The organism is Aureimonas sp. AU4, assembly GCF_001463765.1.
Lineage (GTDB): Bacteria > Pseudomonadota > Alphaproteobacteria > Rhizobiales > Rhizobiaceae > Aureimonas.
Window position 1 is genome coordinate 61,264 of record NZ_BBWK01000021.1, and the last position, 18,897, is coordinate 80,160.

At 69.9% G+C, this 18,897-nt stretch carries 19 protein-coding genes; 12 read left to right on the forward strand and 7 right to left on the reverse strand.

Annotation, left to right across the window (positions count from 1 at the left end; all coding sequences use genetic code 11):
• Positions 1-38: 38 nt before the first annotated feature.
• Genes AUL35_RS07595 through AUL35_RS07610 form a run of 4 tightly spaced genes read right to left on the reverse strand, consistent with a single transcriptional unit; the run spans position 39 to position 4,971 of the window.
• Complete coding sequence (locus AUL35_RS07595) at positions 39-1,643, reverse strand: ABC transporter ATP-binding protein (RefSeq protein WP_062013641.1); 1,605 nt, start codon at positions 1,641-1,643, stop codon at positions 39-41.
• Positions 1,640-2,455, reverse strand: a complete 816-nt coding sequence (locus AUL35_RS07600) for an ABC transporter permease (protein ID WP_062013643.1) — start codon at positions 2,453-2,455, stop codon at positions 1,640-1,642. Before AUL35_RS07600 ends, AUL35_RS07595 begins: the two co-directional genes overlap by 4 nt.
• Positions 2,456-2,458: 3 nt before the next feature.
• Positions 2,459-3,406 (reverse strand): ABC transporter permease, encoded by a 948-nt coding sequence (locus AUL35_RS07605; protein ID WP_062013644.1) that lies wholly within the window; start codon positions 3,404-3,406, stop codon positions 2,459-2,461.
• A complete protein-coding gene (locus AUL35_RS07610) occupies positions 3,406-4,971 on the reverse strand; it encodes an ABC transporter substrate-binding protein (protein WP_062013645.1) in 1,566 nt (521 codons plus the stop codon). The genes AUL35_RS07605 and AUL35_RS07610 overlap by 1 nt, the downstream gene beginning before the upstream one ends.
• A 172-nt stretch (positions 4,972-5,143) precedes the next feature.
• On the opposite strand from AUL35_RS07610, the gene AUL35_RS07615 reads away from it, so the two are divergent.
• Positions 5,144-5,392, forward strand: coding sequence for a hypothetical protein (locus tag AUL35_RS07615; RefSeq protein ID WP_062013646.1), 249 nt, complete (start codon positions 5,144-5,146; stop codon positions 5,390-5,392).
• 25 nt (positions 5,393-5,417) lie between these two features.
• Here AUL35_RS07615 and AUL35_RS07620 read toward each other — a convergent pair whose 3' ends face one another.
• A complete protein-coding gene (locus tag AUL35_RS07620) occupies positions 5,418-6,296 on the reverse strand; it encodes a LysR substrate-binding domain-containing protein (RefSeq protein ID WP_062013647.1) in 879 nt (292 codons plus the stop codon).
• A gap of 306 nt (positions 6,297-6,602) precedes the next feature.
• Between AUL35_RS07620 and AUL35_RS07625 the strand changes: the two genes are divergently transcribed.
• The gene (locus AUL35_RS07625) at positions 6,603-6,947 is read left to right on the forward strand and encodes a hypothetical protein (RefSeq protein ID WP_156417882.1); all 345 of its coding nucleotides are present in this window, start codon (positions 6,603-6,605) and stop codon (positions 6,945-6,947) included.
• Positions 6,948-6,973: 26 nt separating this feature from the next.
• Here the strand turns inward: AUL35_RS07625 and AUL35_RS07630 are convergent, their stop codons facing one another.
• A complete protein-coding gene (locus AUL35_RS07630; protein ID WP_062013649.1) occupies positions 6,974-7,990 on the reverse strand; it encodes a YeiH family protein in 1,017 nt (338 codons plus the stop codon).
• Between the two features lie 129 nt (positions 7,991-8,119).
• Here AUL35_RS07630 and AUL35_RS07635 point away from each other — a divergent pair, with 129 nt between their 5' ends.
• A complete protein-coding gene (locus tag AUL35_RS07635) occupies positions 8,120-8,998 on the forward strand; it encodes a LysR substrate-binding domain-containing protein (RefSeq protein WP_062013651.1) in 879 nt (292 codons plus the stop codon).
• A 12-nt stretch (positions 8,999-9,010) separates the two neighbouring features.
• Here AUL35_RS07635 and AUL35_RS07640 read toward each other — a convergent pair whose 3' ends face one another.
• Positions 9,011-9,925, reverse strand: coding sequence for a LysR family transcriptional regulator (locus AUL35_RS07640; RefSeq protein WP_062013653.1), 915 nt, complete (start codon positions 9,923-9,925; stop codon positions 9,011-9,013).
• A 117-nt stretch (positions 9,926-10,042) separates the two neighbouring features.
• Between AUL35_RS07640 and AUL35_RS07645 the strand changes: the two genes are divergently transcribed.
• The 9 genes from AUL35_RS07645 (at position 10,043) to AUL35_RS07685 (ending at position 18,884) form a co-directional block, all read left to right on the forward strand.
• Positions 10,043-11,065: a D-cysteine desulfhydrase gene (locus AUL35_RS07645; protein WP_062013655.1), complete on the forward strand. Its 1,023-nt coding sequence runs from the start codon at positions 10,043-10,045 to the stop codon at positions 11,063-11,065.
• A gap of 8 nt (positions 11,066-11,073) precedes the next feature.
• Positions 11,074-11,805, forward strand: a complete 732-nt coding sequence (locus tag AUL35_RS07650) for an aspartate/glutamate racemase family protein (RefSeq protein WP_244493696.1) — start codon at positions 11,074-11,076, stop codon at positions 11,803-11,805.
• A complete protein-coding gene (locus tag AUL35_RS07655) occupies positions 11,802-12,719 on the forward strand; it encodes a polysaccharide deacetylase (protein ID WP_062013659.1) in 918 nt (305 codons plus the stop codon). The genes AUL35_RS07650 and AUL35_RS07655 overlap by 4 nt, the downstream gene beginning before the upstream one ends.
• A gap of 82 nt (positions 12,720-12,801) precedes the next feature.
• Positions 12,802-14,304, forward strand: coding sequence for an ABC transporter substrate-binding protein (locus tag AUL35_RS07660; RefSeq protein WP_156417883.1), 1,503 nt, complete (start codon positions 12,802-12,804; stop codon positions 14,302-14,304).
• A gap of 16 nt (positions 14,305-14,320) precedes the next feature.
• A complete protein-coding gene (locus AUL35_RS07665; protein ID WP_062013663.1) occupies positions 14,321-15,241 on the forward strand; it encodes an ABC transporter permease in 921 nt (306 codons plus the stop codon).
• A gap of 8 nt (positions 15,242-15,249) precedes the next feature.
• Positions 15,250-16,113, forward strand: coding sequence for an ABC transporter permease (locus tag AUL35_RS07670; RefSeq protein ID WP_062013665.1), 864 nt, complete (start codon positions 15,250-15,252; stop codon positions 16,111-16,113).
• 10 nt (positions 16,114-16,123) lie between these two features.
• Positions 16,124-16,903, forward strand: a complete 780-nt coding sequence (locus tag AUL35_RS07675; RefSeq protein ID WP_062013667.1) for an SDR family NAD(P)-dependent oxidoreductase — start codon at positions 16,124-16,126, stop codon at positions 16,901-16,903.
• Positions 16,903-17,910, forward strand: coding sequence for an ABC transporter ATP-binding protein (locus AUL35_RS07680; RefSeq protein ID WP_062013669.1), 1,008 nt, complete (start codon positions 16,903-16,905; stop codon positions 17,908-17,910). The genes AUL35_RS07675 and AUL35_RS07680 overlap by 1 nt, the downstream gene beginning before the upstream one ends.
• Positions 17,907-18,884 carry an ABC transporter ATP-binding protein gene (locus AUL35_RS07685; RefSeq protein ID WP_062013671.1) on the forward strand — a complete coding sequence of 326 codons (978 nt, stop codon included), beginning with the start codon at positions 17,907-17,909 and terminating at the stop codon, positions 18,882-18,884. Before AUL35_RS07680 ends, AUL35_RS07685 begins: the two co-directional genes overlap by 4 nt.
• Positions 18,885-18,897 lie beyond the last annotated feature (13 nt).

Consider the following 18,897-nt stretch of genomic DNA (forward strand, 5'->3'; position numbering starts at 1 on the left):
GGTCTCGGGAATGGATGTCGGGGCGCGGTCCCGCGCGGTCAGGCGAGCGCGCGGCGGGCCGTGATCTCGTCGAGCCAGTCGGTGCGCAGCTCGGGGATCGAGGCGACGAGGCGTTCGGTATAGGGCTCGAAGGGCGGCCGGAAGATATCCGCCGTCGGCCCCGTCTCGACCACGGCGCCGCGCTGCATCACCATGGTGCGGTCGGCCAGGCGCCTGACGACGCCGAGATCGTGGGTGATGAAGAGGTAGGCGACGCCGAGCTCGTCCTGCAGCCGGCGCAGAAGGCGCAGGATCTCCTCGGCCACCAGCGGATCGAGCGCCGAGGTCACCTCGTCGCAGATGATGAGGTCGGGCCTGGCGGCCAGCGCGCGGGCAAGGCAGACGCGCTGCTTCTGGCCGCCCGACAAGGCTCCGGGCAGGCGATCCGCGAAGTCGGCGGGCAGCCCGATCTGGTCGAGAAGGCGGTCCGTCTCCGCCCGGAGCGCGGCACCCTTCAGGCCGAAGTAGAAGCGCGCGGGGCGGCCGATGATCTCGCCGACCGTCTGGCGCGGGTTGAGCGCGACGTCGGGCAGCTGGTAGACGAGCTGGATCCGCCGCAGCTGATCCTTCGTGCGGCGGCGGTAGCCGGGCGCCAGCCGCTCGCCGGCAAAGCGCACCTCGCCCGATGCGGGGGTCAGAAGCCCCGTGACGACCCGGGCGAGCGTGGACTTGCCCGACCCCGACTCGCCAACCACCGCCAGCGTCTCGCCGCGCGCGAGGCGGCAGCCGACGCCGCCGAGCACCGTCGTGCGCCCGTAGGCGGCGGTCACGTCCGACACCTCGAGGAGCGGCGCGCCGGCCTGGTGATGGGCGCCGTCGCCGCCGAGCGACGCCTCGCGCTCGGCCACCAGCCGGCGCGTGTAGTCGGCCTTCGGCGCGCCGATGATCCCAGCCGTCTCGCCGGTCTCGACCGCTTGCCCGTGCCGCAGGACGAGGAGCCTGTCGGCCACCTGCGCGACCACCGCGAGGTCGTGGGTGATGTAGAGCGCGGCCGTGCCGTAGCGCGCGATCAGGCGCTTCAGGAGGGCCAGGACCTCGATCTGCACGGTGACGTCGAGCGCGGTGGTCGGCTCGTCCAGAACGATCACCGCCGGTCGGCAGGACATGGCCATGGCGATCATCGCGCGCTGGAGCTGGCCGCCGGAGACCTGATGGGGAAAGCGATCGCCGAACGTGTCGGGCGACGGAAGCTCCAGGGCGGTGAAGAGCTCCACCATCCAGGCTTGCGCCTCGCGGCGCGTCATGACGCCGTGGCGCACGGGCGCCTCGATGACCTGCGCCCCGATCCGGATGGCGGGATTGAAGGCGTCCGCCGCGCTCTGGGCGACATAGGCGACCGTCACGCCCCGGATGCGCTCGCGCGCGGCCCGGCCGCCCGAGACGAGCTCGGTGCCGAGCACGCGGACCTCGCCGCCCGTGATGCGGCAGCCGCCGCGCCCGTAGCCCAGCGCCGCGAGCCCGACCGTCGACTTGCCCGCGCCCGACTCGCCGATGAGGCCGAGCACCTCGCCGCGCCGGAGATCGAGATCGATGCCGTCGACGAGAACCGCGCCGCCGGGCGCCTCGACGCGCAGGCCCCGCATGGAGAGAACGGTGTCGCTCATCGTCCCTCTCCCTGGACCAGCGTGCGGCCGGCGAGCAGCCAGTCCACTACGAGGTTGACGCCCACCGTCAGGAGCGCGATCGCGGCGGCGGGAAAGAGCGGGGCGTAGAGCCCGTAGAGGATGCCCTGCTGGTTGTCGCGCACCATGCCGCCCCAGTCCGCGAAGGGGGGCTGGACGCCGAGGCCGAGGAAGGAGAGGCCCGCGACGAACAGGAAGGTGAAGCAGAAGCGCAGGCCGAACTCGGCGACCAGCGGCGCGAAGGCGTTGGGCAGGATCTCGCGGCGGATCATCCACCAGAAGCCCTCGCCGCGTAGGCGCGCGCTCTCGGCATATTCCATCACGGCGATGCCCTCGGCCAGGACGCGCGACAGGCGGAAGACGCGCGTGGAATCGAGAAGCGCGATCGTGACGATCAGAACGGGCAGCGACGAGCCGAGCGCCTGCAGGACGACCAGCGCCGAGATCAGCACCGGCACGCACATCACCGTGTCCACGAAGCGTGACAGCACCGTGTCGAACCAGCCGCCGACGAGCGCGGCGAGGAAGCCGAGCGGAATGCCGATCGAGAAGGACAGGAGCGAGGCGGCGAGCGAGACGCCGATCGACATCTGGGCGCCCGCGAGCACGCGCGAGAGCATGTCGCGCCCGTTCTGGTCGAGGCCGAGCCAGTGCTCAGCCGAGGGCGGATCGAAGGGCATGCCGACCATCTGCTCCTCGCCGAAGGGGGCGAGCGCGGGTCCGAACAGGAAGGCGACGAGGTTGGCGGCCACGATGAAGAGGCCGATCCAGGCGGTCAGGGGAAGCTTCTTCATGGCTCAGCGAGGATGGCGCAGGCGCGGGTTGAGGGCGATCGCCGCGATGTCGGCCACCATGTTGAGAAGGACGTAGACGGCGGCGAACACCATGGCCGCGGCCTGCACGAGCGGAAAGTCGCGCTTGGCGACGGCGTCCACCAGGAAGCGGCCGAGGCCGTTGTAGTTGAAGACCGCCTCCACCAGGACGACGCCGGTGATGAGGTAGGCGACGTTGAAGGCGACGACGTTGACGATCGGGGCGGCGGCGTTGGGCGTGGCGTGGCGCAGGACGACGCGCGCCGTCGACAGGCCCTTCAGGTAGCCCGTCTCGACATAGGGCCGGTCCATCACCGCCAGAACCGCCGTTCGCGTCATGCGCATCATCTGCGCGACGGTGACGAGGAGCAGCGTCAGCATGGGCAGCGTCGTCGCCTGGAGCCAGGCGGAGAAGCCCATCCCGGGATAGGTGTCGGCCAAGCTCGGCAGCCAGTTGGTCTGAACCGAGAAGACGAGGATCAGGAGAAGGCCGAGGAAGTATTCGGGCAGCGACACGGCGGTCAGCGCCAGGACGTTGGCGGCGCGATCGAACAGCCCTCCCCGCCGCACCGCCGTCAGGATGCCGAGCCCGACCGCCAGCGGCACGCCGATCACGGCGGCATAGGCGGCAAGCGCCATGGTCGCGCCGAAGCGCGGCCAGAGCAGCTCGCTCACCGGCTGGCCGCTGGCGAGACTCTTGCCGAGATCGCCGGTCGCAAAGCCCTGCAGCCACGCGAGGTAGCGGGCGACGGCGGGCTGGTCGAGCCCGAGCTCGGTGCGCAGGCGCGCCAGCGACTGGGGCGTCGCGTTCTGCCCGAGGATGGTCGAGGCGATGTCGCCGGGCAGGATCTGCGTCCCGGCGAAGATCAGCACCGAGACGAGCCAGAGCGTGACGAGGCCGAGGCCCAGCCGCTTGAGGATCAGCGCGGCCATCAGGCGTCCAGCCAGACCTTCTCGGCGAGCCGCGCGCCCATGAAGTTGAACATCGGATGGGGCGTCACGCCCTTCACCTGCGTCGAGACGGCGTCGAGATAGTCGCCGAACATCGGGATCACGGCGCCGCCGTCGTTGGAGACGAGCTCCTGCAGATGGGCGTAGATCTCGGCGCGCTTCCCTTGGTCCAGCATGGCGCGGGCCTCGACCAGGAGCTTGTCGAACTCCGCGTTCTTCCAGTGCGTGTCGTTCTGCGAGGAGGTCGACTGGTAGGCGATCGACAGCATCTGGTCGGCCGTCGGGCGTCCGCCCCAGTAGGACATGCAGAAGGGCGCCTTCATCCAGACGCTGTCCCAGTAGCCGTCGGCGGGCTCGCGCTTGATGGCGATGTCGATGCCCGCTCCTTGCGCCGCCGTGCGATAAACGGCGGCCGCGTCCACGGCGCCGGCGAAGGCGGCGTCGGAGGCCGAGAGCGTGACGGAAAGCTGGTCGAGCCCCGCCTGTTTCAGGTGGTAGCGCGCCTTGTCGGGATCAAAGGTCCGCTGCGCGAGGTCCTTGGCGAAGAACGGGTCCGTCGAGGGGATGGGATGGTCGTTGCCGATCCGGCCGTAGCCGCGCAGCGCCGTCTGGAGAAGCTGCTCGCGGTTCACGCCGTACTTCAGAGCCAGGCGCACGTTGTTGTCGGTGAAGGGGGCCTGCGTGCAGTCCATCAGGAAGGTGAAGTGCTGGCCGCCCGCCGACTGGACGATCTGGAGGCGCGGGCTGCGCTTCAGGAGATCCACCGTCTTGAAGTCGACGCGGTTGATCGCGTGGACCTGGCCCGACATCATCGCGTTGGTGCGCGCGGCGATGTCGTTGATGACGATCACCTCGACGGCGTCGACATTGGCGCAGTTCGCCTTCCAGTAGGACGGGTTGCGCGTGAAGCGCGAGCGTACGCCCGGATCGTAGCTCTCGAAGACGAAGGGGCCGGTTCCCACCGGCTTCGACCAGTCCGTGAAACCGTCGGGCACCACCAGGAAATGGTAGTCCGACAGGACATAGGGCAGGTCCGCGTTGCCCTCGGCGAGCGTGACGGCGATCTGGGTGTCGGACAGCTTGCGGACGTCGGTGAGCTGGGCGGCGACGGCGCGCGCGGCGGACGAGGTGTCGCCGCGATGAAGGTTGATCGAATAGATCACGTCCTCGACGGTCAGCGGCTTGCCGTCGTGGAAGGTCACGCCCCCGCGCAGGTTGAACACCCACTCCGTCGCGCCGGGCTTGGCCTCCCAGCTTTCCAGGAGCTCGGGGACGGCCTTGTTGTCCTTGTCGATCTCGACCAGCCCGTTCATCAGCATGAAGGCCTGGTTGACCGGGACCCAGTCGGTGAGCTTGCGCGGGTCGAGCGTGTCCGAGGTCGAGCCGCCGCCGATGCCGAGCTTCAGGACCCCGCCGCGCTTGGGCGACGCGTCCTCGGCGCGCGCTCCGCGCAGGCCGGGCGGCAGCAGGAGACCCGCGCCGAGGGCCGTGGCGGAAGCCAGGAACGCGCGACGATCGAGGGACAGACCATGGACATGCTGGCTCATGAAAGACTCCTGACGGCCACGCGCGACCCCGGCGCGTTCTGCATCGAGTTAAAGCAATGCGCAAAACGAGGGCAATGCTTTGTGTGCATACCCCCATGCGGAGAATGCGGCTCCCGCGATGCGGGGCGGACGGCCTATGGGGCTGGCCTCGCAGTCGAGGAAGGCTTGTTTCATGACCCTTGCGGATCTTATCGGCCTGACCGGCGTGGTGGCCTACCTCACGGCCTACGCGCTTCTGCAGCTGCGCATGCTGGACGTCGAGGATCGTCGCTACCTCGGCCTCAACGCCTATGGCGGCGTGTCCCTCCTCTACTCGCTCGCCTTCAACTTCAACCTCGCCGCCTTCGTCACGCAGACGCTCTGGCTCGCCTTCACGCTCATCGGCTACGCAAGAAGCCGCCGCGCGCGACGCATGGCCTGAGACGGGCCGCGTCCCGCCGCCCGTCTCAGCGGTTGGAGGCGACGAGCCAGTCCTCGATCTCGCGGACGATGCGGCGCGCATGCCGATGCGTCGAGCGCATGACGTAGAAGCCGCCGCCCGAGCGGAAGCGATAGGGATGGGCGGCGACGAGGCGGCCCTCGTCGAGCTGCTGCCGGATGATCCACGTCCAGCCGAGCGCGATGCCGATGCCTTCGGCGGCGGCCTCGACCGCGAGGCGGTAGTCGCCGAGGCGCCAGTGCCGCGCGGACTCGGGCAGCGTGACCGAGCCGCCGCGGCACCAGTCGTTCCACCCCATCCATTCCCGGCGCGGGTCCTCGATCGAGAGAAGCGTCGGCTGCCGGAGATCGGAGAGCATCGCGCCGCCGGGACAGGTGACGGGCACGATCTCCTCCTCGCCCAGCCGCACCGCATGGACGCCGGTCGGCGCCTCGCGGCGGTAGAAGATGGCGAGGTCGAACTCGTCGAGGCGCAGGTGGTCGAAGTCGTCGGTGACGCGCAGGCGCAGCTCGAGACCGGGAAGCTCGGCGTTCATGGCGCCGAGCCGCGGCATCAGCCAGAGGTCGCCGATCCCGCGCGAGCAGGCGATCGTCACCTGGCGCGGTCCGCTCCAGGCGCGCACGCTGTCGGTCACGCCCGCCACTTCGTTGAGAAGGCGCGCGATCTCGCTCGCATAGGTCTCGCCCGACGAGGTCAACTGCACGCCCGAGGGCAGGCGCAGGAACAGGCTTGTGCCGATAAAGGTCTCGAGCTTGGCGATCTGGCGGCTGACGGCGCTTTGCGTGAGCCCGAGCTCCCGGCCCGCACCGGAAAAGCTGCCGACCCTCACCGCCGTTTCGAAGACGACGAGGGAATCGAACGGCGGTAGGCGGCGCCCCAGACTCATGTTGGAAGAGAATTCCCGCTCCGATCCCAGGCGCCGACCGGAGCCGATACGGATTTTCGCGACCGGCCTCAACCGAAACGACGTCGCGGATGAGGCGAGGACGGGTCCGGTGGACCCTTGCGGCGCTCGCAAGGCCCGCCGGCGCGCAGCCGATCGCCTCGCCGCCTTCCGTTCGGCCGCCGGGGCCTCGAGGGAGCGAACGCAATCCTGGGTTGCGATAGGTCGGCGAGCTGCTGTAACGATCGGACGGACGACCTCGGCGGAACGCGTTCGCGACGGTCTTCAACCGGGTTCTGGAGTTCGCGCATGCCGCGTGACGAGATGTCGAATCGTGCGCCCCGAACCGCTGCGCGATCGTTGGCCCTGGCCACGGCGCTCGTTTCGCTGCCGGCAGAGGCGAGCTGCCTCGCGGTTCTTCCGCCGGCCTGCTCAGCCCGGGAGGCGGAGTTCGCGGAGCAGTTCGAAATCGACAACTGCCGAACGGAGATGGCGGCCTTCCAGACCGCCACCACGGCCCTGGCGGATTGCCTCGAGGCCACGGCCAACGAGGCCATCGCGACCGCGAACCGGGCAACCGACACGTACAACCTGACGGTCCGCGCCTTCAACGAGCGCCTGCAGCGCAGCCGCGCTGTCCGCAAGGCGGACTGAGCAAGCCGCCGTCCGGAGCCGCCGTCTCAGAGCGCCAGGACGCCGACGAGTGCGAAGAGCGTGATAAAGATCCAGCCGACGGCACCGAGCGCGAGCGGCCGAAGGCCCTTGGCGCGCAGCTTGCCGATGTCGGTGGTGAGGCCCATGGCGGCGAGTGCCATGGCGAGCAGGAACGAGGTCGCCGGCACGATCACCTCGCGCGCGCCCCCCGGCAGCGCGAGGACGCTGTTGAGCAGCACCATCGCGATGAAGCCGAAGACGAACCAGGGCATAGGCGCCCGCCCGGCGCTCGTCCCCCGCCCGCGCGCGGCGATGGTCCCGATCAGCAGGATCATCGGGGCGAGAAGCAGGACGCGGCTGAGCTTGGCGACGGTTCCGAACTGGCCGGCCTCCGGGCCGCCCTGGAAGGCGGCGCCCACGACCTGCGCCACCTCGTGCACCGAGGCGCCGACCCAGAGCCCGTAATGGGCCGCGTCCAGCCCCAGCGCCGAGCCGGCGACCGGCAGAAGCAGCATGGACAGCGTTCCGAACACGGTCACGCAGGCGATCGCGTAGGCGACGTCCTCGTCGCGCGCCCGCGTCACGGTGTTGGTGGCGATCACGGCGGATGCCCCGCAGATCGAGGTGCCGGCCGCGATCAGCTCCGTGAGCCCCCGCTCGACGCCGAGCAGCCGCCCCGCGAGCTTGATCGCGAAGAAGGTCGAGACCAGCGAGGCGGCGACCAGCGCCAGCGCACCCCATCCGAGATCGCCGATCTGCCGGACGGTGAGCTGCAGGCCGAGAAGCACGATCGCGAAGCGCAGGATGCGCCGCATCGAGAAGGCGACCCCTTCCGCGCTGCCCGCGATCGGGCCGACGAGGTTGCGCAGCGTGATCCCGATCACCATCGCCACCACCAGCGGGCTGAGCGCCGGCATTTGGAGAAGGCGGGGAACGAGGATCGCGACGGCCGCGATCGTGCCGGTGAGCGCGATGCCGGGAAGCACGCGGGAAGCGGATGCGAAGGCGTCGCCGGTCTGTCCGGCATGGGTCTGGATCGACATGGAACCTGCCACCGATGGGGATGCTTCGGGGTCAGGGCCCGAGCGGATGGCCGACTATCGGCTTGTCCAGCACGTTTGATCCAATTAGTTCTCCTTGTCGGAACGATTTGTTCTCCCGATCGAAGCTTCATGACATTCGAGCAGCTCCGCATCTTCGTGGCCGTGGCCGAGCGCCTCCACGTGACCCAGGCCGCCAGCCATCTCAACCTGACCCAGTCGGCCGTCAGCGCCTCGATCGCCCAGCTCGAAACGCAGCACGGTGTCCGCCTCTTCGACCGGATCGGGCGCCGCATCGAGCTGACGGAGGCGGGCCGGCTGTTTCTCCACGAGGCGCGCGAGCTTCTGGCCCGCGCGGCGCAGACGCGGCACGTCCTCGACGAGCTCGCCGACGAGCTGCGCGGGCAGATCCGCATCCATGCCAGCCAGACGGTCGCGAGCTACTGGCTGCCGCCGCACCTCCTCGCCCTTCGCACCGCCCACCCATCCATCGACATCGCGCTGACGCTCGCCAACACGACGACCGTCGCGGCCGCCGTCTCTGACGGATCGGCCGATATCGGCTTCGTGGAAGGGGCCGTGCGGCAGGACGATCTTCTCCAGCGCGTCGTCGCGCGCGACGAGCTCGTGCTGGTGGTCGGCCGCGAACACCCCTGGTCGAAGGTTTCGGCGGTCGAGCCGTCGCGCTACGCCACGCAGGGCTGGATCCTGCGCGAGCCCGGCTCGGGAACGCGGGCGGAGTTCGAGGCGCATGCGCGCGGCGCGGCGGTCGCGCCGGAAGCCTTGCGCGTCCTGCTCGAGCTTCCCTCCAACGAGGCGGTGCTCAGCGCGGTGGCGACGGGGCTCGGCGTCAGCGTCCTGTCGCGGCGGGCGGTGGCGAGCGCGGTCGCGGCCGGCGAGGTCGCCGCGCTTCCAGTGGACCACCCGCCCCGCCCCTTCACGGTTCTGACCCATCCCGAGCGCCACCGCACCCGGGCCGTCGCGGCGCTTCTGGAACTCGCCTCGGCCTGAGACGACGCACCCTCAGACGACGCCCGGGGCGACGGACCGATCCGCGAGCTGCCGCCAGATCTGCTGCTCCAGACCGCCCGGCGTGCCGAGGAGACGGATCACGGTCACCTCGAGATCGCAGGCGGGCAGATGCGCCGAAAGGTCCGCAAGGCGCCCCTCCTCGATCGCGCGGCGCGCCAGCGACATCGGCACCCAGGCCGGCGCGACGCCGGCCAGCGCCATCTCGCACGAGGCGAAGGTCAGCGCCGTCTCGACACGCGCGTCGAGCTGGAAGTCGCGCCGCAGCCGTGCCAGCACCGTCCGCTCCATGGCCTGCCCGAGGAACACGTCGGCAGGATAGGCGATATAGGGCAGCTCGCCGCTCTTGAGGCGTGCCAGAAGCCAGTCGACGCGGCCGGCGGCGAGCACCGGCACGAGCTGCTCGGTGCCGATCACGGCCGACTCCACGAAGTCCGTGCGCACGGGATGGCGTGTGCCGGGAAGCCGATAGACGACCGCGATGTCCGCCTGGCGCGAGAAGAGCTGCGTCAGGCATTCGTCGAGATTGGCGGAGCGGATGCGGAAGAAGGCGTCGGGCGCGGTGCGCTGCGCGCGCTCGATGATCAGCGAGGTCATGGTAGCGGTCAGCGCGTGCTGGCTGACGATCATGATCCGGTTGGCCGAGACCTTCGCGCCCTGCTTCAGGTCGCCGACGAGCCGGCGCAGCGCCTCGGCCAGCTCCTCGATCCGCGCGCGCTGCGCTTCCGTCGTGGGGCGCAGCTGCACCGGCTTGCGCGTGCGGTCGAAGAGCTCGACGCCCACGTGGTCCTCGATCTGCTGGATGCGCCGCGAGAAGGCCGACTGCGTCACGAAGCGACGGTCCGCCGCCTCGCTGAAGGAGCCGGTCTGGGCGACTGCCAGGATGTCTTCCAGCCACTCCAGTCGCATCGCAGCCCAATCCCTATGCAACATGCAGGATGTGCATCTTTCGATCGGAATTTCGCATTTGTCGAGGCGCGGATGATCTGAAACAGTCCAAGCATTCAAGTTTGGGAAGATCGTCGCATGAACCTTGCTCGTTTTCCTCGCATATTCCTGGCGCACCTCCCGACGCCGCTGGAGCGCCTGGAGCGCCTGGGCCGGGAGCTCGGCGGCCCGGACATCTGGATCAAGCGCGACGACTGCACGGGCCTGTCGACCGGCGGCAACAAGACGCGCAAGCTCGAGTTCCTGATGGCCGAGGCGGTCGACCAGGGCGCGGACCTCGTGATCACGCAGGGCGCCACCCAGTCCAACCACGCCCGCCAGACCGCCGCCTTCGCGGCCAAGCTCGGAATACGCTGCCACATCCTCCTGGAGGACCGCACGGGCTCGAAGGACCCGAACTACAACCGCAACGGCAACGTGCTCCTCGACCACCTGCACGGCGCGACCACCGAGATGCGTCCCGGCGGCGCCGACATGGCAGCCGAGATGGACGCCGTCGCCGCGCGAATGCGCGCCGAGGGCCGCCGCGTCTACGTCATCCCGGGCGGCGGCTCGAACCCGACCGGCGCGCTCGGCTACGTCAACTGCGCCTTCGAGCTCGTCGGCCAGCTCAACGACCGCGCGCTGCCGATCGATCACCTCGTGACGGCGACCGGAAGCGCCGGCACCCATGCCGGCCTCGTCGTCGGGCTCAAGGCCATCAACGCGCAAATCCCGCTCCTCGGCTTCGGCGTTCGCGCCCCCAAGGACCGCCAGGAGGCCAACGTCTTCGACCTCGCCTGCCGCACGGCCGAGAAGCTCGGCTGCCCCGGCGTGGTGGCGCGCGAGGACGTGGTCGCCGACTGCGACTACGTGGGCGCGGGCTACGGCGTGCCGCGCGAGGACACGATCGAGGCGATCGCGATGTTCGCGCAGATGGAAGGCATCCTTCTCGACCCCGTCTATTCCGCCAAGGCGGCCGCCGGGCTCATCGACTACTGCCGCAAAGGGCGCTTCAAGAAGGGCGAGCGCGTGGTCTTCCTCCATACCGGCGGCTCGGCCGCGCTGTTCGGCTACGACGCGGCGCTGGAAGGCGTACGCCCGTCCGCCCCGGCCGCCTGAGGGCGCCGGTGACCGCATCCGTCCGTCGACCCGTCGGCATCCTGGGGGGCATGGGCCCCGAGGCGACGGTGCTCCTGATGCAGCGGGTGATCGCGGCCGTTCCGGCGCGCGACGACGCGGACCACGTTCCGCTCCTTGTCGACCAGAACCCGCAGGTCCCCTCGCGCATCCGCCACCTGATCGAGGGTGTGGGCGAGGATCCCGGCCCGGTGCTGGCCGCCATGGCCGCGCGGCTGGAGGCGGCAGGGGCGCAGGCCATCGCCATGCCCTGCAACACGGCCCATCACTACGCGCCCGCGATCCAGCGGGCGATCGGCGTGCCGTTCATCGACATGGTGGCGGAGGCGACGCGCGTGGCCCGCGAGATGGCGGGCGCGGGCGGGCGCATCGGCCTCCTCGCCTCGCCGGCGGTGCGGCGCACGAAGCTGTTCGAGCCGGCCTTCGCCGAGGCCGGGCTCGTGCCCGTGTATCTCGAGGAGGACGACGCGCTTCTGGCCGTGATCCGCCGCGTGAAGTCGGACGGTCCGAGCCGGGCGGCGCGGGACGGGCTGGCCGAGGCGTCCGCGCGGCTCGAGGGCGCTGGGGCGGCCGTCCAGATGATCGCCTGCACCGAGTTCTCGCTGATCGCCGACGCGGTCGCGCCGAGCGTGCGAGCCTTCGACACATTGGACTGCCTGGTGAGGGCGATCGTCGCCTTCGCCGCGCCGGATGCAGGCACCCCGAGGGGAGAGCGCACATGACGACCGAGGGAACACCCAAGACCGCGCCCTGGCTCTGGGACGAGCCGACCTGGCGCCAGAAGGTCGACAAGGTGCGCGCCGGCCGCTCGCTCAAGCCTGAGCGCTGGCCGAACGGGGCGCGCATGGCGTTCGCGGTCTCGTTCGATTCCGACCACGAGACCTTCGAGCTGAAGAACGGCGGCCAGTCGATCGGCCGCATGAGCCAGGGACAGTACGGCGCGCGCCGGGGCGTGTGGCGCATCCTGAAGCTCCTCGAACGATACGAGGTGCCCGCCTCCTTCTTCGTTCCCGCCGTCTCGGCCCTGATCAACCCGGACGAGATCCGCGCCGCGCGCGACGGGGGCCACGAGATCGGGATCCACAGCTGGATCCACGAGATGAACTCGGGGCTCGACCATGCGACCGAGCGCGACCTCGCGCTGCGCGCGGCCGACGTCCTGGAGCGGCTGTCGGGCGTGCGGCCGGTCGGGATGCGCACGGCGTCCTGGGACTTCAGCCCCCATACGCTCGCCATCGCGCGCGAGATGGAGCTTCTCTACGACTCCTCCCTGATGGCCGACGACGAGCCCTACGAGCTCCTGGAGAACGGCGAGCCGACCGGCGTCGTCGAGATTCCCGTGGAATGGATCCGCGACGACGCCCCCTACATGGCGATGGACCGCGGCGGCGGCGCGCGCCCCTACGGCGGCCCCGCCATGGTGGCCGACATCCTGCGCCGCGAGCTGGACGTCGCCCATGCCGAAGGCGGCCTGTTCCAGATGACGCTCCATCCGCATCACGTCGGCCATCGCTCCCGGATCTTCATTCTGGAGGAAACCATTCTCCAGGCCCGCTCGAAAGGCGACGTCTGGTTCTGCACCCACGCGGAGCTCGCGCGCTACTGTGCGCAAGAAGGTGGACTCGCCCTTCCCTGACGGATCACCGGGCCGGCGCTGCGATGCGACGGCTCACCGGCACTTCCCCCTGCCTCCCGCGCCAAGAGAAAGGTCGCACCGCATGAGACGCATGACACGAGGACTGACATCCGCGGCCGTGGCCGTCATGGCGCTTGTGGCGACCGGGGCGCTCGCGCAGACCAAGGACACGCTGACGATCGACCTGCCCGGCGAGGCCGCGACGCTCGATCCGCACCTCCAGTGGAACACCGAGAGCTACACGATCTACCGCAACATCTTCGACAACCTCCTGACGCGCGATGCCTCGGGCGAGATCGTGCCGCAGATCGCGACGAAGTGGACCTACGACGACGACACGACGCTGACGTTCACGATCCGCGACGACGTCACGTTCCAGGACGGATCCAAGCTCACGGCCGAGGACGTCGCCTTCTCGGTGAACCGGATCATCGATCCGGCCCTCAAGAGCCCGCAGCTCTCCCAGTTCGACCAGATCGTATCCGCCGAGGTGGTGGACCCGACCACCGTCCGCCTGAAGACGAAGACGGCCTATCCCGCGCTTCTCGCCCAGCTCGTGAAGCTGTCGATCGTGCCCAAGAGCTATGTCGAGAAGGTGGGGGACGCGGAATTCAACCTGAAGCCGCTGGGCAGCGGGCCTTACAAGCTCACGGAGTGGAAGAAGGGCGTCGAGACCGACCTTGCGGCCTACGACAACTACTGGCGCGGCAAGCCCCCCTTCCCGCGCGTCGTGTTCCGCGCGGTGCCCGACGTGTCGACGCGCATCGCCGATCTTCAGACCGGCAAGGCCGACCTCGCGCGCGAGGTGCCGCCCGATCAGGCCGCCACGCTCAAGGACGGCACCGACACGCAGCTTCTCTCCGCGCCGACCGAGCGTGTCGGCTATCTCTACCTGAACGCCCAGGCCGGCCCGACCAAGGACGTGCGCGTGCGCCAGGCCATCGCCTACGCCATCGACCGGCAGGGCCTGGTGGACGCGCTGCTCGAGGGCTACGGCAAGCCGGTCAACATCGTCGGCGCCGAGCCGATCTTCGGCTACACGGCCGAGGTCGAGGGCTATCCCTACGACCCGGACAAGGCGGCGGCGCTGATCAAGGAAGCCGGCGCCGAGGGCGCCACCGTCGAGTTCCTGACCTCGCCCTCCTACAGCCGGGCGCTGGTCGAGGCGATCCAGCAGATGCTGACCGAGGTCGGCCTCAACGTCCAGATCTCCTCCAGCGACCAGGCGACCTTCCTGAAGCGCCGGCAGGGCGAGGCCGGAAACGCGGGCAGCATGGCGCTCGGCCAGTGGTCCTGCGCCTGCCAGGACGCCGACGGCATCATCTTCCCCTTGTTCCGCAGCGGCGGCATCTGGGCGAAGTACGAGAACACGAGCTACAACGCCCTGGTCGACGAGGCCCGCAGCATCCTCGACAAGGACAAGCGCCTTGCCCTCTACAAGCAGGCCTACGAGATCCTGCGCGAGGACGTGCCGGGCATCGGCCTCTATCAGGTCTACGCGCTCTACGGCGCCTCCAAGAAGCTCGAGTGGCAGCCTACCGCCAACGAGGCCATGTTCGTCATGGACATGAGCTGGAAGCCGTAAGGCGCGGGGGCCGGTCATGCTGAGCTACGCCATCCGGCGATTGATACAGGCGGTCGTCGCGATCTTCGGCGTGCTCACGATCGTCTTCGTCGTGATGCACCTGTCGGGCGATCCGACGCTGCTCCTGGTGCCTCAGGACGCCTCGGCCGAGATGATCGCCGAGCTGCGCCGCCAGCTCGGCTTCGACCGGCCGATCCCGGTCCAGTATCTCGACTATCTGGCCGGGCTCGCCCGGCTGGATTTCGGCCTGTCGGTGGTGCAGCGCGTGCCGGCCCTCGACATCGTCCTGTCGCGCCTGCCCTATACGATCCAGCTGGCGGCGGGCGCGCTTTGCATCGCGGTCGGCGTCGGCATTCCGGCGGGCATCGTCATGGCGACCCGGCGCGGCACAGCGATCGAGCGGCTCCTCACCGCGATCGTGGTGACGGGTCAGAGCGTGCCGACCTTCCTGTCGGGCATCCTCCTGATCTTCGTCTTCGGCGTCACCTTGCGCTGGCTGCCGACGTCGGGCTCGGGCGAGTGGTCGGCCATGATCATGCCCTCCGTCGCGCTGGGCGCCCTCTCCATGTCGACGTTTGCGCGCATGACCCGCATCTCGATCGTCGACGAACTTTCCAAGGACTACGTGCGCGCCGGCCGCGCGCGCGGCCTGTCGCAGTCGCAGGTCGTCTTGCGCCACGTCCTGCGCAACGCCGCGATCCCTGTGATCACGATCGCGGCGCTCGAGATCGGCAACCTCCTGGCCGGCGCGGTGATCGTCGAGACCGTGTTCGCCTGGCCGGGCATCGGGCAGCTCGCCATCCAGTCCATCCAGTCGCGCGACTTCCTCGTGGTGCAGGTGATCGTGCTTCTCATCTCCTTCGTCTACGTCATGACCAGCGTGCTCGCGGACCTCGTCTATGTCGCGGTCGACCCGCGCATCCGGCTGGCGAGGTAGGAGGCTCCATGAACGCCCCGACGCTCGCCCTTCGCCGCTCCGCGCGCCGCATCCCCCTCTCCGTCGTCCTGGTGCTCGCGATCCTGGCCGTGATCGTCGCCCTGACGGTGCTCTCGCCCTATGTCGCGCCCTTCGACCCCAACCGACAGACGCTTCTCGCCCGTTTGAAGCCGCCCGGCTTCAGCTATCGCGGCGCCACATACTGGCTGGGCACCGACGACCTCGGCCGCGACCTCCTGTCGAGAACGCTGTACGGCGCCGGCGTGTCGCTCGGCGTCGCCCTGCTGTCGGTCGTGGTCTCGACCCTTGTCGGCGTGACGCTCGGCATGCTGGCCGGATGGTTCCGCGGATGGACCGAGACCGTGATCATGCGCCTCGTCGACATCATGATGTCGATCCCCGCGATCCTGCTCGCCGTCCTGACCGTGGCGGTGCTCGGGCCCGGCTTCCTGAAGCTCGTGCTGGTGCTCGGCCTCACGCGCTGGCCGCGCTACACCCGCGTCGCCTACGCGCAGACCCTGCAGGTGGCGAATCTTCCCTTCATCAAGGCCTCGGAACTGGCGGGCGCGGGCGCGGCGCGCATCCTCTTCCACCATGTCCTGCCCAACATCGCGGGACCGATCCTGATCGTCATGACCGCCGAGTTCGGCCTGATGATCCTCATGGAATCGGGCCTCTCCTTCCTCGGCCTCGGCATCCAGCCCCCCTCGGCCAGCTGGGGCTCGATCATGAGCGTCGGGCGCCAGTACATCGAGCGCGCGCCTTGGATCGTGGCGGTTCCCGGCATCTGCCTCTTCCTGCTCGTCTTTTCCGTCAACGTCGTGGGCGACTGGCTGCGTGACCAGCTCGACCCGCGCTCGCGAACCCGCTGAAGGATCCCCGATGGAGTTCGAGAACAAGACGATGGTCGTGACCGGCGCCGCCGGCATCTTCGGCGGATGGATCGCGGACTACTTCGCGCGGCGCGGCGCGGCGCTCTGCCTCAGCGACATCCACATGGACGCGCTGGAGCGGCGCGCCGCCGACCTCAAGCTCGACGCCGCCACGACGCTGCTGCACGCGACCGAGCTCACCGACGACGCCTCCATGCTGTCGCTGGTCGACCTCGTGCGGACGCGGTGGGGCGCCCCCGACATTCTCGTCAACAACGCGGGCATCTACACGCGCTTCGACCTTCTCGACATGGCGTTCGAGGACTGGGACCGGGTGATGGGCATCAACCTGCGCGCGCCCTTCGTCCTGTCGCGCGAGATGGCCAGGCTCATGATCGCCGAAAAGCGCCCCGGCTCGATCGTCAACATCTCGTCGGGCGCGGCGCGCAAGATGAACCAGGGCTCGGTGCCCTACTGCCTGTCGAAGACCGCGCTGGAGCGCCTGTCCAAGGGCTTCGCGCTGGAGCTCGCCCACCACGGCATCCGCGTGAACGTGGTCGAGCCGGGCTTTGCGCCGGGCAGCGAGGTCTCCGCCTTGAGCGATGCCTACGTCGCCAACATGCTCGCCAACATCCCGCTCGGCCGCGCGAGCGGGCCGGAGGATGCGCCGGCCGCGATCGCCTATCTCTGCTCGGACGCCGCCGCCTTCGTCACCGGCGCGGTGATCAGCGTCGACGGCGGCAACTCGATCGGCACCTACCGCCGGCCCGAGCCGGCCGCGGTGGGCTGATGGACGCGGTCGCGCCAGCGCTGCGGGAGCCGCTTCTGCGGGTCGAGGACCTCACCGTCGAGATCGGCGGCGCGAGCGTCGTGGACGGCGTGAGCTTCGCGGTGGAGGGCGGGCGGGTGCTCGCGCTCGTCGGCGAGTCCGGCTGCGGCAAGTCCCTCACCTCCTACGCCATGCTCGGCCTGCTCCCGCCCGCCGCGCGCCGAACCAGAGGCCGCATCCGGCTCGAGGAGACCGACCTATCGGCCCTGTCGGAGCGCCAGTTCCGCCGCATCCGCGGGCGCGACATCTCGATCATCTTCCAGGAGCCCAGCGCCTCGCTCGACCCGTTGAGCACGGTGGGCTCGCAGGTCGCGGAAGCCTACCGGGCCCATCACAAGGTGTCGCTCAAGGATGCCATGGCGGCGGCCCGCAGCATGCTCGCCGATGTCGGCATCCCCGATCCCGACCGGCGCCTCCACCAGTATCCGTTCGAGCTGTCGGGCGGCATGTGCCAGCGCATCATGATCTCGATCGCCCTGATCTGCGCCCCGCGCGTCCTCGTCGCGGACGAGCCGACCACCGCGCTCGACGTGACGATCCAGGCCCAGATCCTCGATCTCATGAAGCGGCTTGTCACCGAGCGCGGAACGGCGGTCGTCATCATCACGCACGACATGGGCGTGGTGGCCGACATCGCCGACGACGTGGCCGTCATGTATGCCGGACGCGTCGCCGAGATCGCGCCGGTGGATCAGCTCTTCGCGGCGCCCCAGCATCCCTATACGGCGCTGCTTCTGGCCAGCGTCCCCAAGCCCGGACACCCGCCCAAGGCGGATCTCGCCACGATCGAGGGCATGGTGCCGGCCCCGCACGAGTTCGGCGCGGGCTGCCGCTTCGGGGACCGCTGCCCGCTCGCGAGCGCGCGGTGCCGTGAGGAGCAGCCTCCCCTCTTCGAGCGCGGGGCGCGCCACCGCTCGGCCTGCTGGCATGCCGACCGCGTCGCCGAGCTTCGGGACGTCGCCGCATGAGCGCCCCCGGCTACGTTCTCGAGATGCAGGGCGTCGAGGTCCACTTCGGCGGACGCGCGTCGCTTTTGGGATCGGCCGGCCCCGTGGTGCGGGCGGTGAACGGCGTCGACCTCGCCATCCGCCGGGGCGAGACGGTCGCGCTGGTCGGCGAGTCGGGTTGCGGCAAGTCGACCCTGTCCAACGCCATCGTCGGCCTCCAGCCCGCGCAGGCCGGCACGATCCGGGTCGGCGGCGAGGAGGTGATCGGGGCGAGCGCCCGCAAGCTCCACGCCATCCGCCGCCACGTCCAGATGATCTTCCAGGACCCCGCGCTCTCGCTCGACCCGCGCTCCACGATCGGCGCGACCGTGGGCGAACCCTTGCGCGTTCGCGGGATCGCCAGGGGACAGGCGCTGCGCGAGCGCGTCGGCGCGCTTCTCTCCCAGGTCGGCCTTCGGCCCGAGCACGCCGACCGCTATCCCCACCAGTTCTCCGGCGGCCAGCGCCAGCGCGTCGTGATCGCCCGGGCGCTGGCGCTCGAGCCCGACCTCGTGATCTGCGACGAGCCGGTCTCGGCGCTCGACGTTTCGGTGCGCGCGCAGATCCTCAACCTCCTCGCCGCGCTGCAGGCGAGGACCGGCGTCTCCTATCTCTTCGTCTCGCACGACCTCAGCGTCGTCCGGCACATCTGCGATCGCGTCGTGGTCATGTATCTCGGGCGCTTCGTCGAGATCGCCGAGCGCGACACGTTCTTCGCCGCCCCCAAGCACCCCTATACGCGGGCGCTGATGGCGGCGGTTCCCGAGGCCGATCCCGCCGTGCAACGCGCCAAGCCGCGCTTCACGCTCACCGGCGAGTTGCCGAGCCCTGCCAACATCCCGTCGGGCTGCGCCTTTCGCACGCGATGCCCGCTGGCCAGCGAGATCTGCGCCAGCGTGCGTCCCGAACTGACGCCGCGCCCCGACGGCGCGCTCGTCGCCTGCCACCATGCCTGAGACCCGGACAGCC

Bases quoted from the DNA above. Each gene is read 5' to 3' on its own strand.
- AUL35_RS07605 (WP_062013644.1), bottom strand. From the start codon at position 3,406: ATGGCCGCGCTGATCCTCAAGCGGCTGGGCCTCGGCCTCGTCACGCTC.
- AUL35_RS07670 (WP_062013665.1), top strand. From the start codon at position 15,250: ATGAACGCCCCGACGCTCGCCCTTCGCCGCTCCGCGCGCCGCATCCCC.
- AUL35_RS07665 (WP_062013663.1), top strand. From the start codon at position 14,321: ATGCTGAGCTACGCCATCCGGCGATTGATACAGGCGGTCGTCGCGATC.
- AUL35_RS07685 (WP_062013671.1), top strand. From the start codon at position 17,907: ATGAGCGCCCCCGGCTACGTTCTCGAGATGCAGGGCGTCGAGGTCCAC.
- AUL35_RS07625 (WP_156417882.1), top strand. From the start codon at position 6,603: ATGCCGCGTGACGAGATGTCGAATCGTGCGCCCCGAACCGCTGCGCGA.
- AUL35_RS07640 (WP_062013653.1), bottom strand. From the start codon at position 9,925: ATGCGACTGGAGTGGCTGGAAGACATCCTGGCAGTCGCCCAGACCGGC.
- AUL35_RS07645 (WP_062013655.1), top strand. From the start codon at position 10,043: ATGAACCTTGCTCGTTTTCCTCGCATATTCCTGGCGCACCTCCCGACG.
- AUL35_RS07620 (WP_062013647.1), bottom strand. From the start codon at position 6,296: ATGAGTCTGGGGCGCCGCCTACCGCCGTTCGATTCCCTCGTCGTCTTC.
- AUL35_RS07610 (WP_062013645.1), bottom strand. From the start codon at position 4,971: ATGAGCCAGCATGTCCATGGTCTGTCCCTCGATCGTCGCGCGTTCCTG.
- AUL35_RS07595 (WP_062013641.1), bottom strand. From the start codon at position 1,643: ATGAGCGACACCGTTCTCTCCATGCGGGGCCTGCGCGTCGAGGCGCCC.
- AUL35_RS07600 (WP_062013643.1), bottom strand. From the start codon at position 2,455: ATGAAGAAGCTTCCCCTGACCGCCTGGATCGGCCTCTTCATCGTGGCC.
- AUL35_RS07660 (WP_156417883.1), top strand. From the start codon at position 12,802: ATGAGACGCATGACACGAGGACTGACATCCGCGGCCGTGGCCGTCATG.
- AUL35_RS07655 (WP_062013659.1), top strand. From the start codon at position 11,802: ATGACGACCGAGGGAACACCCAAGACCGCGCCCTGGCTCTGGGACGAG.
- AUL35_RS07635 (WP_062013651.1), top strand. From the start codon at position 8,120: ATGACATTCGAGCAGCTCCGCATCTTCGTGGCCGTGGCCGAGCGCCTC.
- AUL35_RS07615 (WP_062013646.1), top strand. From the start codon at position 5,144: ATGACCCTTGCGGATCTTATCGGCCTGACCGGCGTGGTGGCCTACCTC.
- AUL35_RS07630 (WP_062013649.1), bottom strand. From the start codon at position 7,990: ATGTCGATCCAGACCCATGCCGGACAGACCGGCGACGCCTTCGCATCC.
- AUL35_RS07675 (WP_062013667.1), top strand. From the start codon at position 16,124: ATGGAGTTCGAGAACAAGACGATGGTCGTGACCGGCGCCGCCGGCATC.
- AUL35_RS07680 (WP_062013669.1), top strand. From the start codon at position 16,903: ATGGACGCGGTCGCGCCAGCGCTGCGGGAGCCGCTTCTGCGGGTCGAG.